Annotated in this window: 15 protein-coding genes; 7 read left to right on the top strand and 8 right to left on the bottom strand. The window is 37.9% G+C overall.

All coding sequences use genetic code 11. The features are described 5' to 3' along the window. Positions 1-118 precede the first annotated feature (118 nt). Positions 119-1,135 (top strand): signal peptide peptidase SppA, encoded by a 1,017-nt coding sequence (gene sppA / locus B806_RS0107095; RefSeq protein ID WP_017385814.1) that lies wholly within the window; start codon positions 119-121, stop codon positions 1,133-1,135. Between the two features lie 23 nt (positions 1,136-1,158). Beyond that, positions 1,159-1,959: an alpha/beta hydrolase gene (locus tag B806_RS0107090; protein ID WP_017385815.1), complete on the top strand. Its 801-nt coding sequence runs from the start codon at positions 1,159-1,161 to the stop codon at positions 1,957-1,959. 74 nt (positions 1,960-2,033) lie between these two features. Here B806_RS0107090 and purN read toward each other — a convergent pair whose 3' ends face one another. Both purN and purM read right to left on the bottom strand, forming a co-directional pair. Beyond that, entirely contained in the window at positions 2,034-2,663 is a 630-nt protein-coding gene (gene purN / locus B806_RS0107085) for a phosphoribosylglycinamide formyltransferase (protein WP_017385816.1), read from the bottom strand. Then, positions 2,660-3,730 carry a phosphoribosylformylglycinamidine cyclo-ligase gene (purM, locus tag B806_RS0107080; protein ID WP_017385817.1) on the bottom strand — a complete coding sequence of 357 codons (1,071 nt, stop codon included), beginning with the start codon at positions 3,728-3,730 and terminating at the stop codon, positions 2,660-2,662. The genes purN and purM overlap by 4 nt, the downstream gene beginning before the upstream one ends. 135 nt (positions 3,731-3,865) lie before the next feature. Between purM and cxpE the strand changes: the two genes are divergently transcribed. From cxpE to B806_RS0107060, 4 genes are all read left to right on the top strand, one after another. Further along, on the top strand, positions 3,866-5,059 hold the full coding sequence (cxpE, locus tag B806_RS0107075) for a chloramphenicol efflux transporter CxpE (RefSeq protein ID WP_017385818.1): 1,194 nt from the start codon (positions 3,866-3,868) through the stop codon (positions 5,057-5,059). A gap of 20 nt (positions 5,060-5,079) precedes the next feature. Beyond that, positions 5,080-5,778: a DnaA regulatory inactivator Hda gene (gene hda, locus B806_RS0107070; protein ID WP_002118656.1), complete on the top strand. Its 699-nt coding sequence runs from the start codon at positions 5,080-5,082 to the stop codon at positions 5,776-5,778. A 330-nt stretch (positions 5,779-6,108) separates the two neighbouring features. Continuing rightward, the gene (gene rbtA, locus B806_RS0107065; RefSeq protein WP_079381030.1) at positions 6,109-7,968 is read left to right on the top strand and encodes a rhombotarget A; all 1,860 of its coding nucleotides are present in this window, start codon (positions 6,109-6,111) and stop codon (positions 7,966-7,968) included. Between the two features lie 18 nt (positions 7,969-7,986). Then, complete coding sequence (locus B806_RS0107060) at positions 7,987-10,422, top strand: CSLREA domain-containing protein (protein WP_017402792.1); 2,436 nt, start codon at positions 7,987-7,989, stop codon at positions 10,420-10,422. Between the two features lie 102 nt (positions 10,423-10,524). Here B806_RS0107060 and B806_RS0107055 read toward each other — a convergent pair whose 3' ends face one another. From B806_RS0107055 to B806_RS0107035, 5 genes are all read right to left on the bottom strand, one after another. Next, positions 10,525-10,914, bottom strand: coding sequence for a DUF3106 domain-containing protein (locus tag B806_RS0107055; protein WP_017385821.1), 390 nt, complete (start codon positions 10,912-10,914; stop codon positions 10,525-10,527). Beyond that, positions 10,904-11,224: a hypothetical protein gene (locus tag B806_RS0107050; RefSeq protein WP_002118556.1), complete on the bottom strand. Its 321-nt coding sequence runs from the start codon at positions 11,222-11,224 to the stop codon at positions 10,904-10,906. The genes B806_RS0107055 and B806_RS0107050 overlap by 11 nt, the downstream gene beginning before the upstream one ends. After that, positions 11,214-11,828 (bottom strand): RNA polymerase sigma factor, encoded by a 615-nt coding sequence (locus B806_RS0107045; protein WP_002118814.1) that lies wholly within the window; start codon positions 11,826-11,828, stop codon positions 11,214-11,216. The genes B806_RS0107050 and B806_RS0107045 overlap by 11 nt, the downstream gene beginning before the upstream one ends. A gap of 159 nt (positions 11,829-11,987) precedes the next feature. Further along, complete coding sequence (locus tag B806_RS0107040; protein WP_002118372.1) at positions 11,988-12,764, bottom strand: RNA methyltransferase; 777 nt, start codon at positions 12,762-12,764, stop codon at positions 11,988-11,990. 59 nt (positions 12,765-12,823) lie between these two features. Continuing rightward, positions 12,824-13,795, bottom strand: coding sequence for a class 1 fructose-bisphosphatase (locus tag B806_RS0107035; protein ID WP_002118934.1), 972 nt, complete (start codon positions 13,793-13,795; stop codon positions 12,824-12,826). Positions 13,796-13,980: 185 nt separating this feature from the next. On the opposite strand from B806_RS0107035, the gene B806_RS0107030 reads away from it, so the two are divergent. Beyond that, positions 13,981-14,166 carry an NF038105 family protein gene (locus B806_RS0107030; RefSeq protein ID WP_002118730.1) on the top strand — a complete coding sequence of 62 codons (186 nt, stop codon included), beginning with the start codon at positions 13,981-13,983 and terminating at the stop codon, positions 14,164-14,166. Between the two features lie 50 nt (positions 14,167-14,216). Here the strand turns inward: B806_RS0107030 and pal are convergent, their stop codons facing one another. Then, positions 14,217-14,777: a peptidoglycan-associated lipoprotein Pal gene (pal, locus tag B806_RS0107025; protein ID WP_002118513.1), complete on the bottom strand. Its 561-nt coding sequence runs from the start codon at positions 14,775-14,777 to the stop codon at positions 14,217-14,219. Positions 14,778-14,779: the final 2 nt, after the last annotated feature.

Here is a 14,779-nt window from a genome sequence, read left to right as displayed (position 1 = left end):
GGAGGCAACAAGTAAAAAAAGATAAAAATATTATAAATGAAATCATATAATTTAGACAGTTTTTATCAAATCAACGTATATAATGACATCATTTTAGATTGATTTGGATTGGAATTTTATGTCCGATTGGCCACCAAAACCACAAAATGAACCTATAATCCCTAAACAAAATGGACCAGAATGGCAAATTCTTGAGAAGGCTGTACTCGCTTCAGTAGAAGAGCAACGCCGTAGTCGTCGTTGGGGTATCTTCTTTAAAACATTAACTTTTATTTATTTACTATTCATTATTGTACTCATGGGCAAAGGCTGTTCAACCAGCAAAGAAGGCTCTACTGTAAGTAGCAGTAGTGCTCATTTGGCAGTGGTGGATATTATTGGAACGATTGATGCTTCGAGTAATCAAGCGGTAAATAGTGAAGATACGAATAAAGCGCTTAAACGTGCTTTTGAAGCCTCAAATAGTAAGGCTGTTGCACTTAACATTAACTCACCTGGCGGTTCTCCAGTTCAGTCTGATGAAATCTGGCAGGAAATTCGTTATTTGAAAAAACAGCACCCTGATAAGAAAGTTTATGCCGTTATTGGTGATATGGGGGCATCGGGTGCGTACTATATCGCTTCTGCTGCGGATGAGATTATTGTCAACCCATCAAGTTTAGTGGGCTCAATTGGTGTAATCATGCCTAACTATGGCATTACTGGTTTAGCTCAGAAGCTCGGTATTGAAGACCGCACTTTAACTGCCGGAACGAATAAAGACATTTTAAGTATGACAAAACCGATTGATCCTGCTCAAAAGCAACATATTCAATCTGTTCTTGATAATGTTCATACTCACTTTATTACCGCAGTGAAAGAAGGGCGTGGAAAGCGTTTGAAATCGAATGATCCAGCTATTTTTTCTGGTTTATTCTGGACGGGTGAACAAGCAATTCAATTAGGTGTTGCTGACCGTTCAGGTAATATTACGAGCTTGATGCGTGAACTAAACCTTGATAATAAAGTTGACTACACAATTGAGCGTAACCCACTACAATCCATTTTGGGTCGTATGGGGGCACAAATCGGGCAAGGAGTAAGTGAATCTATTGCTCAAGAGGTGCAGACTAGTCAAAGCGCAAAATTACAATAAATCTGTATTTTTAGGATAACGGTATGTCAGTAAAACCGGTTATACACTTTGCGCATGCTAATGGTGTGCCATCTATGGTGTATCAAAAATTGTTTGATCAATTAAAAGATGAGTATGACGTAATTTATGTTCCACTCATTGGTCCTGACAAACGTTATCCTGTGACTAACCATTGGCCTGCTTTGGTTGATCAAGTTATTGATAGTATTGTGCGTCAGGCGAAAGGACGTAAAGTCATCGGATTAGGCCATTCTCTTGGTTCGGTTTTAACATTGATGGCATCTTTTCGACGTCCTGAACTGTTTTCTCAAGTCATTATGTTAGATCCGCCTCTTATTTTAGGGCGATATTCGTTTGCTTTTCATATGGCAAAGTTATTTCGCCCTAAATTGGTTGATGCGATGACACCTGCAGGCTTATCTGCACGTCGTCGTGAACATTGGGAATCGAGAGAGCAGGCGGCTGAGTTACTTCGTCCTAAAGGATTTTATAAAGATTTTGATGAAGATTGTTTTCAGGCTTATATTGATTATGCTTTGAAAGAAGATTCGATTCGCGGTGGAGTAACTTTAACGATTTCTCGTGAAGATGAAGTTGCAATTTTCCGTAAAAATCCTTCTTGGTGGTGGCTGCCTATGCCAAAACCTAAGATGCCTGTGCATTTAGTTGTGGGTAAAGGAAGTGATTTCTTAAAAAGAGGCTTTCCTCAAATGGCAAAGCGAAAAATGGGAATCCCATTTACGGTGGTTGAAGGGGGCCATATGTTCCCTCTAGAGCATCCTATTGATACAGTAAACTCAATAAAGAAATTAATTCATCATTAATTAAATTAATTTTTTAAAGCTTATAAAAAAGGACATGCCAGCATGTCCTTTTTTATTTTTGTTTGTAAAATACTTTACCAACTTGCAAAACGAATAGGGTCTTTTAGAACTTGATTACGGAAATAGGCTTGCCCATCTTTCCATGTAAGTTGACCGTTACACAACCACTCGGCAACTTGTGGGTAGATAAAGTGCTCAAGTGTGTGCACTCGATCTGCTAACGAAGCGACAGTATCATGTTCTTTAACTGATATAGCTGATTGGGCAATAGATTGACCAGAATCCAGTTCAGCAGTTACAAAGTGTACGGTACAACCATGTAAACGATCACCTGTGTTTAAAACACGTTGATGAGTATTCACACCTTTGTAAGCTGGAAGAAGCGAGGGATGTATATTCAACATTTTCCCTTGCCATTTGTTGACAAAGGTTGGTGTTAAGATACGCATGAAGCCAGCTAAAATAACTACATCTACTTCCCAAGCTAAGAGTTGCTGATGCATTACCTCATCAAACACTTCGCGCGTTGGAAAGTCTTTATGGGAGATAACAGCGGTAGCAATATTGGCTTTTTGAGCACGCTCTAGGGCATAAGCATCTGCTTTATTAGACAGTACACCTACAATTTGCCCTGATAGATTTGCATCTATCAAGGCTTGTAAATTACTGCCATTCCCAGAGACTAGAACAGCAATTTTTATCATGCAAAGATCACACGAATTTTTTCGTCTGCACCTTCCACTGACTCAGCATTTTCTTGGATATGTCCGATTTTCCAAGCTTTTTCGCCTTGAGCATTAAGTACTTCAATTGTTTTTTCAGCATCATTTGCATCAACAGCAATAACCATACCTACACCACAGTTAAAAGTACGGTACATTTCAAAGCGTTCTACATTGCCTTCGCGTTGTAGAAGTTGGAACAATTCAGGCCATTCCCAAGAAGATTCATCAATAACCGCTTGAGCACCATTTGGCAATACACGAGGTAAGTTACCTGGTAAACCACCACCAGTAATGTGCGCCATAGCATGAACATCAACTTGTTTGCAGAGTTCAAGAACCGGTTTTACATAAATACGAGTTGGTTCCATTGCTACATCAGCAAGAGGACGACCATCAATCGTTTGAGTTAAATCAACGTTTTTAACGTCTAAAATTTTACGTAGTAATGAGTAACCATTCGAGTGAGCACCACTTGATGCAACACCAATAAGTACGTCGCCAGACTTTACTTTAGAGCCATCAATAATTTTGCTTTGCTCAACAACACCAACGGCAAAACCAGCAAGGTCGTAATCTTCGCCTTCGTACATGCCTGGCATTTCTGCGGTTTCACCACCTACAAGTGCACAACCTGCAAGCTCACAACCTTTACCAATACCGGTAACAACATTTGCAGCAACGTCAACATTTAAGTGACCAGTCGCGTAATAATCAAGGAAGAATAATGGTTCTGCGCCACAAACTAAAAGGTCATTTACACACATAGCCACAAGATCTTGGCCGATTGTGTCATGACGATTGAGATTAAGGGCCAAACGTAATTTAGTTCCTACACCATCGGTTCCAGAAACTAAAACAGGCTCTTCATAACCTTTAGGAATTTTGCATAGTGCACCAAAGCCACCAAGCCCGCCCATTACTTCAGGACGACTTGTACGTTTAGCGACTGACTTGATACGATCGACCAGTGCGTCGCCCGCTTCAATGTCGACACCCGCATCTTTGTAGCTTAAACCGGTATTTGGGGTAGAAGTTGAGTTGCTCATAAATGAAGTCTCCGCATTGGCGGCAGATTATAACCTGAATATACGAAACTCTTATGTTATTTATGCTCGAAAATGCTATCTTTAATAAAAATATTTTTTCATTTATAACGATTAAATCAAAAAAGGCTAGATTTTATGCAAGATCGTATACTGCGCCGTATTTTTTTACTCGCAGGTATTGTATTGCTGGTATGGGTGTTGTACTTACTCAAGCCTGTAGTCATTCCTTTTATCGGTGCTTTTTTCCTGGCTTATTTATTCAGTCCACTTGTTGATGTGCTGGTAAAAATGAAATTGCCTCGCTGGTTAGCAATTAGCGTGGTATTTGTTGGAATAGGTATAACCTTAACTATTGCACTCTGGTATTTAGTTCCACTGATTTGGAAACAATTAGTTTATGCCCGAGATAGTATTCCAGCAGGTATTCACTGGATTAACGCTACCTTTTTACCTTGGGTGTCTTCGACATTTAATGTCCAGCAAATGGAAATTGACACAGAGCAGTTGTCTAAAGCTGTCATGGAATATGTCCAAACAAACTACAGCGCAGACAGCATTCAGGCAGTGTTATTAAAACTGGCTCAATCTGGTTTGAATTTTATTCAGATTGGTGGAACAGTTGTTTTAATTCCAATTATTGCTTTCTATTTCTTGCTTGATTGGGAACGTATGTTACAAAACTTACGTCGTCTCATTCCGCGTCCATATGAAGCAACTACTTTACAGATCGTTGGTGAATGCCATAGCGTTTTAGGGGCATTTGTTAAAGGTCAGTTTCTTGTCATGCTATTGCTTGGCGTAGTGTATGCAGTTGGTTTACAGCTCATCGGTTTGGAAGTTGGCCTGATTATTGGTATGGTGGCAGGGCTTGCTAGTATTATTCCTTATTTAGGTTTTGCCGTAGGTATTATTGCCGCTGTTATTGCTAGCCTGTTCCAGTTTGGCTTGGATTGGATGCATCTATTACTGGTTGGTATTGTCTTCATGATTGGTCAAGCGGTAGAAGGCTATATCCTACAGCCATTCCTACTGGGTGATAAAATTGGTTTATCTCCTGTAGCAGTTGTTTTTGCAGTATTGGCAGGTGCACAGCTTGCAGGCTTCTTGGGAATGTTAATTGCATTGCCTGTTGCTGCGGTTATTGTAGTGTTGTTGAAGCATTTAAGAGAGAATTACGAAAGAAGCTCACTTTATGCTCCACCATCTACATTAGTGATCCAACATGGCGATATTGAGCAAATTCATGTACAAACTGAAAGTACTAAGCTTGATCTTGAAGTTAAAACACAGCAAGATACAGATGAACTAAAATCTCCTAACCAGAAATAATTTCAAGGTTAATTCAATATATGCGTCAACTCCAACTGGATATAGAACCTCAACTTGATGCCCGAATCAGTGATTTTTCGGGACCGGGTTGGGGGCATGTAGTCGATGCCGTGCGTCAACTACATGCTGGTCTGGTGAGTAGGTTCTATATTTACGGTGGAGCGGGGACGGGGAAGAGTCATTTACTTTCTGCAATTTGTGATTCTTATTTAGAAATAGGCAAATCTGCTATTAAAGTATCTTTGCTCGAACTGCTTGATGCACCTATTGAGGCAATTACGTCTTTAGAACATTATGATCTTGTTGCTTTGGATGATATTGAATCGATTAGTGGTGTACCTCACTGGCAAAAAGCTGTTTTTCATTTAATGAATAATCACGAAGGACAACTGGTATTCTCTTCGCGTGTAGCACCGATCGAATTAAAGCTTGAATTGCCAGACTTACAGTCACGACTTACACAGGCCGTTAGTGTAAAAGTGCCGAGTGGAAGTTTATATGCAGACCGCTATGCCTTGGTGACATCTGTAATGGCTAGACGTGGTATCCACTTTGATCAACAAATTGTTGATTACTTATTATTACATGGTCCTCACCAAGCATCTCTTTTACTGCAAACTGTTGCTCAGTTAGAAAAACTACTCAAAGGTGAAAAAACAAAACTTTCTAATGCGACTTTAAGACAAATTTATGCTTTGATTGATGAGTATCAACAGTAGAGTTTCTAGCTTAAATTTGCTGTTTTGCTTAAATTAAACTCATACAATTTAAAAAATGGCTTTCCCTACATAAGTTTTTTCATTTCTGAAAAGCTATATTTATAACTTATAAATTCTCTTTTAATTTTTTAATACGCCAATTTTTTGTATTTAAAAAACTTTTTTAGGTCTACGAAGCTTTTTGTAATCTAGCTCAAAAATGACTCTACAGACCGACCAAAATGTCTTGAGAAATTCTACTTCCTGTGACAAAGTACGCACAAAGGATGCGATTGCAAAAGCGGAAATTTTGCAATATTGACAAAGAAAAATGAAAAAAGATGTAAGGAGATGGGTATGCTCAAACGGAGCATTGCTTTTGCTTTATTGGCTGCTGCTGGACACGCTTATTCTGCCGATATTCAAGTCACAACTACAACTGATGAAGACGTCGATAACACAGTCTGTTCATTACGTGAAGCAATACAATTTCTAAAATATCGTGCATCTTCTAATGATGCGGAAGTTGAAAAATATGCAAACGGTTATAACGGTTGCGGAAATAAAGATGCTTCTTCAAATATTATTTTGCAGCGTGATAAAGAATATACTCTAAGTAAAAGTATAGTAATTACCGTTCCTGTAGTTATTAGTACAGCAAAAAATGACTCTACTCTGATTGAGGAAGGTGCACCCAATTCACATAATGCAACGATTAAAATGATAGGTACAGATCAATTATTCCGTATAGATGATGGTAGTGTTGAAAAAGCCTCTTTTACAGTTTCATTTATTGATGTCAATTTAAAGGGTGCTGGCCTAAAGAGCGTAATACCTCAAGGTAACGGTGGATTGATTTATAACCATGAACAATTGGTTATTCAAAATTCTCGTTTAATGGATGGATATGCAACAAATGGTGGAGCAATTTATAACGCTGGTAATTTATCAAATACTACAAAAACAGCGGGTTCGGTAACGATCACTAATAGCTTGATTCAGAATAATAAAGCGAGTCAGGGAGGCGTTTTATATAGTGATATGCCACTTTACTATATTACTCGCTCTGTAGTGCGTGATAATGAAGTAACTGCTGCAGATGGTGCATTATTTCATGCTGAAACTAAATTTGCAGATGAAAGTACGGGTGGATATTTAACCTCTCGTATTATTGGTTTAAGTAATAGTACGATTTTTCATAATAAGGGTAATTTTATTGCCAATGTCCGTGATGGAATGGTGATCAATAATATTACTATGATTAAAAATGTGGGAGGCTTGTATTTTGATGCTCCACAAGGAAAAGCATCTGTTTCTAATAGTATTTTAGTAGGTAATACGACAAACTGTAAGGTATCTACAACAGATAAAACGATTGTGCAGAGTAATTTAGTAACAACGGAATGTAACCGTAATGCTTCTGCAGAGTTACCAAATATTCTATACCCTGCAAGTGAAGAACTAATTGCTGGAAATGCAGATGAAGGAACCTGTGATGTACCACCAGCAGATGGTTTGTTATGTCCGTATTCAACACCGAGTGATAGTTTTTTAGGATTCTTTAAACCTCGAGTTTTAGATAAATATACTAGTCTTTCGCAATCATTGTTAATTAACAAAGGTCGTTTATATAGCGATGGAACTTCTGTCGGTTTGGCGAGTTGTGAAAAGCAAGATCAACGTGGAAAGAATCGAAGTGGTTATGACGAGTTATGTGATTTAGGTGCAATTGAATTAATTATCAACCGCGATGATATCAGTACACATGGTCAAGATATTAAGTATGGGGAAATTGCCAAATTTAATATTGCCGATGTTGTAGGTGATGGAGAGTTAGTTTCTCCACAAACATGTGAAAAAATGTTTGGAAAAAGAACAGATGGTCAAGCCTGGCAGTCTGGGTGTATGAAGATTGTTCAAACCAGTACACCATCTAAAGGGACTTTATCCATTGATGCTCAGGGAAATTTAACTTATGTTCCAAATGGGAACTGGCATGGAGCAGATGTATTTAATCTATTAGTCGTTACTACTACCACACGTTTTAATGATGCTGCGGATGTTTATCTAACTGTTCCAGTTCAAATCGTGCAAGATCCACCATCAGGTATTGAAGATAAATCTGTAAGCACGGGTGGCGGGGGAAGTGTAGGTGGTGGTTTAGTTTTAGGTCTATTTGGCTTAATTGCTTTAAGACGTTTAAAGTCATAATCAAGGATGATAAAGGCTATGAAAAATTATAAAAAGGCTTTATTAGCATTAGCTGTGATTGCTGCGATGCCATTATTTGCAGATACAACGACTGGAAGAATTGATGTTACAACTTTTGACGATGAAGATGGTGAAAATACTAATGCCTGCTCATTGCGTGAAGCGATAAAAACAGCTGAGTTGCGTAAATCGTATGGTGGATGTACTGTTATTGATACACGTGAAACTACTCAAAAATCGATTCAGCTTAAAGCAGGAATTTACACTCTAAATAAGGAATTAGTTCCAAATGCTAATATTGCTATTTTTGGTGCTGATCCCGTAGATTGGCAGAAAAAAAGTGTATTAACTAATGATTATCCTGCACAACTTGACTTACAAACACGTATTAATGCTCAAGGTAAATCACGCATTTTCAATACGACTACCTATAAACAGCCCTTGACCTTAAATAATGTAATTCTTGAAAATGGCGTTACAACTGGCCAGGGTGGTGCGATTTATGCTGGTGCTGATATCGCTTTGCAAAATAGCCAGATTTTATCATCTCAAGCAACAAACGGTGGAGCAATTTATTTAGCTTCGCCTAATATTACTTTGTCAGTAAATCATTCATTACTTAAAGGTAATAACGCAACACAAGGTAGTGTTTTATCAATGGGGTGTTTTAGCGACACTGTCTATGCACCACGTACTATTACTCTTACATCAAATAGTATTGTGAATAATGGTAATACAGCTTCAACAAGTACATTTGAGTTCTGTGGTAAACCTACTGCGACATTATCGGTTAATACCATTGCAAAAAATATAGCGAATAGTACTAGCGGCAGTATTATTAAGTTTACTGGTGGTAGCAATAATCCAGCCAATACATCAAGTATTTTAAGTTCAAGCAGTAGTTTAGTACTTTTAAATAATACAATTGTTGAAAACAACGCGAATAGTACTTTCCTCTACGATAAATTGGGCGCAAAAAAGCTAAGTTTTAACGTATTGGCTTATAATACCGGAAGTTATGCCTGTAAATATCTTTTAGGTGCGGCAGCAGAGCAAAAGAGTGTAGGTCTAACGCTAGATTTCAATGCACTTGACTGGACATCAGCAACAGCAAAATGTGATATACCAAAAGAGTCTTTACCAGATGGCCATACGAATATTGATATAAGTACACAATCTTTTAGTAATCTGCTAAGTCCTTTAGTAGAACCAGCAACAGCTTATACAGGCTTTTTACCTATTTACTATCCAAAAAATATTTCTTCTAGCACAGATTTAATTGACGTTGATCAAGATAGTAAAGGAAGTTGTGCCACAATTGACCAACGTGGTTTAAATCGTTTGGCAGACATTACCTCATATTATCAGCCAGAAAGTCGTAATAGTTGTGATATTGGCTCTGTTGAGTTAATGAAGCTCACTGCAGGTGATTTAGAGGATGTTAGTAATATTTCATTAACGACTTTAATTGATACTTATCAACAAAATTATGATTTATTTGATAATTATATTAAAGACCCTAAGACACCTTCTAACTTTATTACTTACTATAAAGTACGTTTAGCGGAGTTTAAGAATCTAATTGATACAACTAAGGCAAATCTTAAATATCGCGCAATCTATCTTGATTTAAAGAACTATGATTTACCTTTACCGACTGAAGACGCTAATCATGTGCTGAAGTTCTTCAACACCACAGATTATCGTATTGCAACTGAGCCATTAGGTATTGGATCTCTTGATGATAAATATGATGCTCAACAAGTTAAAGATCTATCTGATCAGGACAAGGTATTCTGTGAGTGGAATAGTGCTTTACAGCAAATTGTTTTTTATCGCAAAGACGATACGGTGACTCAAGCTGGTACCTATGCTTATTGTAAATATACAATTACAACAGCTGATAATAAATTAAGCTCAAGCGGTCTGATAAAAGCTCGTTTTAATAATATAGAACCAGTTTCTGGTGATGGGACAATTACCTTTAAATATCTTGCAAATGAAATTATTCCATTGAATTTACTTAAATATGCTAACGATGATGGTGACGGCCCTATAAATACGCTTTTAAAGCCTAAATCACAATTTTGGGTAAATGAAGACGGTGTAGAGTTACCTATTTATTTACCAAGCAAAACTTCGAAAGATGGTATTTTTAAAGTAATTAAGGCTGATCGAGAAGGGCCATGCCCGAAAGATGACAAGGATAAAATTTGTTATGGCGGAAATATCTATATTCAGGCAAATAACGTATTTAATACTTTTAATGACTCATTAAGTTATAACGTTTATGATGCTGATGGGAAAATCTCACCTAAAGCTGGCACAATTAACCTTGTAAGTACCGCTACTACTACAGATGATACGCGTGGTGGAGGCGGTGGTGGTAGCCTCGGAATTTTATCTTTAACCTCTTTACTTGGTTTAGCAGCTTATAGACGCTACCGTAAATAAACCTAAAGAATAAAAAGGCCTCCAATTGGAGGCTTTTTATAAGAAATAAAATCAAAATAATTAAGTGATTAGATGTCTTATCTTTGATAGCCAGATAAGAACTTAGTGTTCTAAATACTTGTTCATGTATTCTTCACGAATTGCTGTTCTTTCTTCACCACTCGCTTTAAGCATCCGCTCACGTAAGTCTTTACGCTCTTGCGTACTCATTTTTTGCCATGCTTCACGCATTTTTTGTTTTTCAGCTTCAGGAAGTTGAGTAAACCAGTCCATACGTTGCTGTAAGTTGGTGCTTTGATTCGCTGGTAGCTCTTTTAAACTCTGGTAACGTTTAATGACTGCACGTTGCTCTTCTTCGGAAAGGGCATCCCATGTGTCATCGACTTGTGCATTGGCATCTTTAGAAAAAATCCAAAAGCGTTCAAAACCTGCAAAACTTGTCTGCAAGAAACTTAATGAACACAGGATAAGCGCTAATTTTTTAGCTGCCATGTTGTACTTTATCCTCACCCAACACCATTAACATCTCTAAATCTTCCACCATTTGTGGAGATAATTTAGGATTTACGATCACTTGATTTTGTGGCTTATCCACAATTTCGACTGAGTTAGGCAGAATCACAAAACCTGTAATTGCTGCGGCAAGTGCGAAACCAGTCATTTTCCAGACACTATAATAAGAGGCTGGTTTTTGTTGAATATGGTCAAGCACATGATTCATGACCACTGTTTTATTTTTATGGTGATCTGCCAAACTATCAAGTTTGGATGTCACCTTTTTAGTGAAATCATCATGATTCATCAGAACCTCCCAAGGGATTTAAATGTGCCAAGTATTCTCTAAGTCCCTGAATTGCTCGGTGATAATGGGTTTTCACACTACCTTCGGTACAGTTCATGATCTGAGCTGTTGTATGGGTGTCAAACCCTTCCCACGCACGTAACATAAATGCCTGTTGTTGACGAACAGGTAGTTTTTCAATTGCTTCCCGAATCTCCTCTATCGTTACCGCTTGATCGAGAAAATCTGCAGGATTAATAGCTTTTTCATCAACTACATCGATAACTTCGTCGTCGTCATTATCCAGACTAACTTTTTTGAAGAATGAAAATGGGTTTGCTCTACGAGCTTCTTTGCGGCGCCAATCCTGAAGTTTGTTATTCAAAATAGTGTAAAACAGGGGATACCATTCTTCAGTACTTTTATCGGCGTAAGATTTGTGCAAAGCAATAAATGCTTCTTGTACCAAATCCATCGCAATACCTTGTTGACCTTGGGTAGCACTCTCCATCATCACCAAAGCACGACCAGTAACATCTTGCATAAAAACTTTCAGGCGTTGCTCAGCCGTGCTGGCATGAGCACTAGATGTTTCCGATCGAGACTTTTTCGGTGCTAAATCCATGGAGATGGAAAATCCTGTCATTGGACATACCCACCTTATCTTCAATATATCTCTTATATAACGTTGAAAAGAGGTGGGAGGTTGACAACAATCGGTTATTTTTTACTAGTGTAATTGATTTTTTTCACAAATATGTGCGATGTAAAATAAATTAACGTTTTATTGGCGCTGGCGAACCATCTCAAAAAAACAAATAGATCCTGCAATTGCCACGTTTAATGACTCTTGTCCACCTGGTTGAGGAATAGTCACTGATTGTGCGTGATCTAATGCATAATCACTAGCACCTTGTCCTTCATTTCCTAAAATCCACACACACGGTTTAGAAAGGTCTTTTGAGTAAAGACTAGTTGAGCGATGAGAGCTAGTAACAAAAACTGGAATTTGGAATTTTGGAAGGATATCTGTCAGCTGAAAGTTTTCAAAACAATGTAAGCTAAAATGAGCGCCCATGCCTGCTCTTAAAACTCGTGGTGACCAAAGTGATGCAGAGCCTTGTGTGCAAATGATTTGTTTAATATTTGCTGCTGCTGCTGAACGTAGCAAAGTACCTACATTACCCGGATCTTGAATATTTTCTAGAATTAAGGTGTCTACATTGTAGTCGATAGTTGATGCAGTTTTAGGTAAATCAATAATCGCTAAACAAGGTAAGCTTGTACCTAATGTGCTCAAATCTCTATATAAAACTTCACTAATAACAAAAATATGGCCTTGATGTAGCTCTGTTATTTTCTTTAAATCTTCGTGTTCTAATGCTTGTTCTGTCGTGAATAAAGAAAAAATCTTCTTTTGCTGTTGTAACCACGCCAAACAAAGATGTGTGCCTTCAAGAACGGTTTGTTGGTGCTTTTTTCGGGCGTTACTGAGTTCGATTAATCCACGCAAATGTTTAATTTTTGCATTGTCTTTTGATTCTAAAAAAATAACCGCCATAAGAAAATATCCAACAAAAGGGCACCATCATACTATGATGCCCTAAGTAATTAAAATTATTAGTGGTAGCTTGTTACGCGTTCAACTTCATTTTTAGAACCGATAATCACAGGTACACGTTGGTGAAGTTCTGTAGGTTCAATCTCTAGAATGCGTACACGGCCAGTAGTTGATGCACCACCTGCTTGTTCAATGAGCATACTCATTGGGTTCGCTTCATACATTAAACGTAAACGACCTGCTTTTTTCGGATCTTTTAAGTCGTATGGGTAAAGGAAAATACCACTACGACATAAAATACGGTGAATATCACCCACCATACATGCTACCCAGCGCATATTGAAATCTTTTTCACGAACAGATGTCTTGCCTGCGAGTAATTCATCAATATATTGTTTTACTGGTTGTTCCCAATGACGCTGGTTAGATGCATTAATAGCGAATTCTTGAGTGTCTGCTGGAACTTGTACATTCTCATTAGTAAGCAAGAAGGTTTGAGTTTCTGGATCTAAAGTAAAGAATGCTACGCCATTTCCTACAGTTAAAGCCATCATAGTTGATGGGCCATAAAGTACATAACCAGCAGCAACTTGCTGTGTACCAGCTTGCATGAAATCGTTTGCTTGTGTTACTGCATTTTTTGCAGGCAAAATAGAGAAAATCGTACCTACACACATATTGATATCAATATTGCTTGAGCCGTCTAATGGATCAAATAAAACGAGGTATTTACCATTTTCTTGTGCAGGTGTGAACTCATCAAGCTCTTCAGAAGCGAGACCGCCTACGTGCGGGTGTACTTTTAAAGCATCAATTAAGTAGTCATTCGAAATCACATCAAGTTTTTTCTGTGTTTCACCCTGAACATTTTCATTGCCAGCACTACCTAAAATACCAGCCAGAGCACCTTTTTGTAATGCTTGGTCGATTGTTTTACAGGTCGTGGCAATAGTATCGATGACTTGAGCCAACTCAGGTGTTAGATTCCCTTTTTGTTGTTGTAAAAATTGGGACAAAGTGAGGTTGGACATAAAAAAACGCTCCTGTGCTTCAAGCATCAAAATGAGTCAGATAAATACGTGGCATATTCTAGATGAGAATGTCACAAAATAAAAATTATCTTACTTTATTTGTGTTGGATTTATGCTTACAAGCCCCAATTAAAATGGTATGTTGATTGCATTACAAAGGATTGTATATTTTTAGGAGAATCGAAATGACAACAAAGAAGTTTGATGCGACCCCCACGGCAGGTGAACCAATCAATCTAGATGAAATTTCGAAAGAAAATGTTCAGGAAGCTTGGAAAGATTATGAGGCAAAACCTGAATATAAAGATTTTAATAAGCATGATTTGATTGAGTCCATGCAACATCCTGAAGAAGAAAAGAAATCTTCTTAAGTAATAAAAAAACGCTCATATTATTATGAGCGTTTTTTTATGCATATCCCTTATTTTAATAAAGGAGGGACTGCTTCGTAATTAATCTCAACGCGGCGATTTTCTTTCCACGCTGATTCATCATGTCCCGCATTGACAGGAGCTTCTTTACCATAACTTACAGCTTCAAGTTGCTGCGGGTTTACACCATTGGTAATTAAATAGCTTTGTACAGCTTTAGCACGACGCTCACCTAAAGCCATGTTGTATTCACGTGTACCACGTTCATCTGTATGGCCTGTTAATGCAACTTTTGAATTTGCATTTGCGATAAGGAACTGAGCATGAGCTTGAAGTGTTTGGTAGTCTTCAGTAGATAAATCGCTGCTGTCATAATCAAAGTGAACAACGCGTTTAGCCAAAGCCGCTTTATTTGCTTCAGTTACACCTTTAGATGAAGCACCTGCCAAATTTTGAGCATTTAATGCAGCATCTTCACTTAAACCAGAAGTGTTTACCGTGCTTGGATTTGTACCAGTCGTGGTCGTCGCTGCAGGTTTACGGCTAGCACAGCCTGTCATTACGAGTGCTACGCTAAGAAAGGGTAGAGCTAAATACTTGATTGATTTCATGA

Source organism: Acinetobacter sp. TG2027 (genome assembly GCF_000302435.1).
Taxonomy (GTDB): domain Bacteria; phylum Pseudomonadota; class Gammaproteobacteria; order Pseudomonadales; family Moraxellaceae; genus Acinetobacter; species Acinetobacter pittii.
Note: the sequence above shows the minus strand (reverse complement) of the source record. Positions and strands in the feature narration are given on the sequence as shown.

What these genes read in the sequence shown, in the direction of transcription:
- rbtA (WP_079381030.1), top strand. Translation starts at nt 6,109, where the DNA reads ATGGGTATGCTCAAACGGAGCATTGCTTTTGCTTTATTGGCTGCTGCT.
- B806_RS0107045 (WP_002118814.1), bottom strand. Translation starts at nt 11,828, where the DNA reads ATGGATTTAGCACCGAAAAAGTCTCGATCGGAAACATCTAGTGCTCAT.
- B806_RS0107055 (WP_017385821.1), bottom strand. Translation starts at nt 10,914, where the DNA reads ATGGCAGCTAAAAAATTAGCGCTTATCCTGTGTTCATTAAGTTTCTTG.
- purN (WP_017385816.1), bottom strand. Translation starts at nt 2,663, where the DNA reads ATGATAAAAATTGCTGTTCTAGTCTCTGGGAATGGCAGTAATTTACAA.
- purM (WP_017385817.1), bottom strand. Translation starts at nt 3,730, where the DNA reads ATGAGCAACTCAACTTCTACCCCAAATACCGGTTTAAGCTACAAAGAT.
- B806_RS0107060 (WP_017402792.1), top strand. Translation starts at nt 7,987, where the DNA reads ATGAAAAATTATAAAAAGGCTTTATTAGCATTAGCTGTGATTGCTGCG.
- hda (WP_002118656.1), top strand. Translation starts at nt 5,080, where the DNA reads ATGCGTCAACTCCAACTGGATATAGAACCTCAACTTGATGCCCGAATC.
- sppA (WP_017385814.1), top strand. Translation starts at nt 119, where the DNA reads ATGTCCGATTGGCCACCAAAACCACAAAATGAACCTATAATCCCTAAA.
- cxpE (WP_017385818.1), top strand. Translation starts at nt 3,866, where the DNA reads ATGCAAGATCGTATACTGCGCCGTATTTTTTTACTCGCAGGTATTGTA.
- pal (WP_002118513.1), bottom strand. Translation starts at nt 14,777, where the DNA reads ATGAAATCAATCAAGTATTTAGCTCTACCCTTTCTTAGCGTAGCACTC.
- B806_RS0107035 (WP_002118934.1), bottom strand. Translation starts at nt 13,795, where the DNA reads ATGTCCAACCTCACTTTGTCCCAATTTTTACAACAACAAAAAGGGAAT.
- B806_RS0107040 (WP_002118372.1), bottom strand. Translation starts at nt 12,764, where the DNA reads ATGGCGGTTATTTTTTTAGAATCAAAAGACAATGCAAAAATTAAACAT.
- B806_RS0107030 (WP_002118730.1), top strand. Translation starts at nt 13,981, where the DNA reads ATGACAACAAAGAAGTTTGATGCGACCCCCACGGCAGGTGAACCAATC.
- B806_RS0107050 (WP_002118556.1), bottom strand. Translation starts at nt 11,224, where the DNA reads ATGAATCATGATGATTTCACTAAAAAGGTGACATCCAAACTTGATAGT.
- B806_RS0107090 (WP_017385815.1), top strand. Translation starts at nt 1,159, where the DNA reads ATGTCAGTAAAACCGGTTATACACTTTGCGCATGCTAATGGTGTGCCA.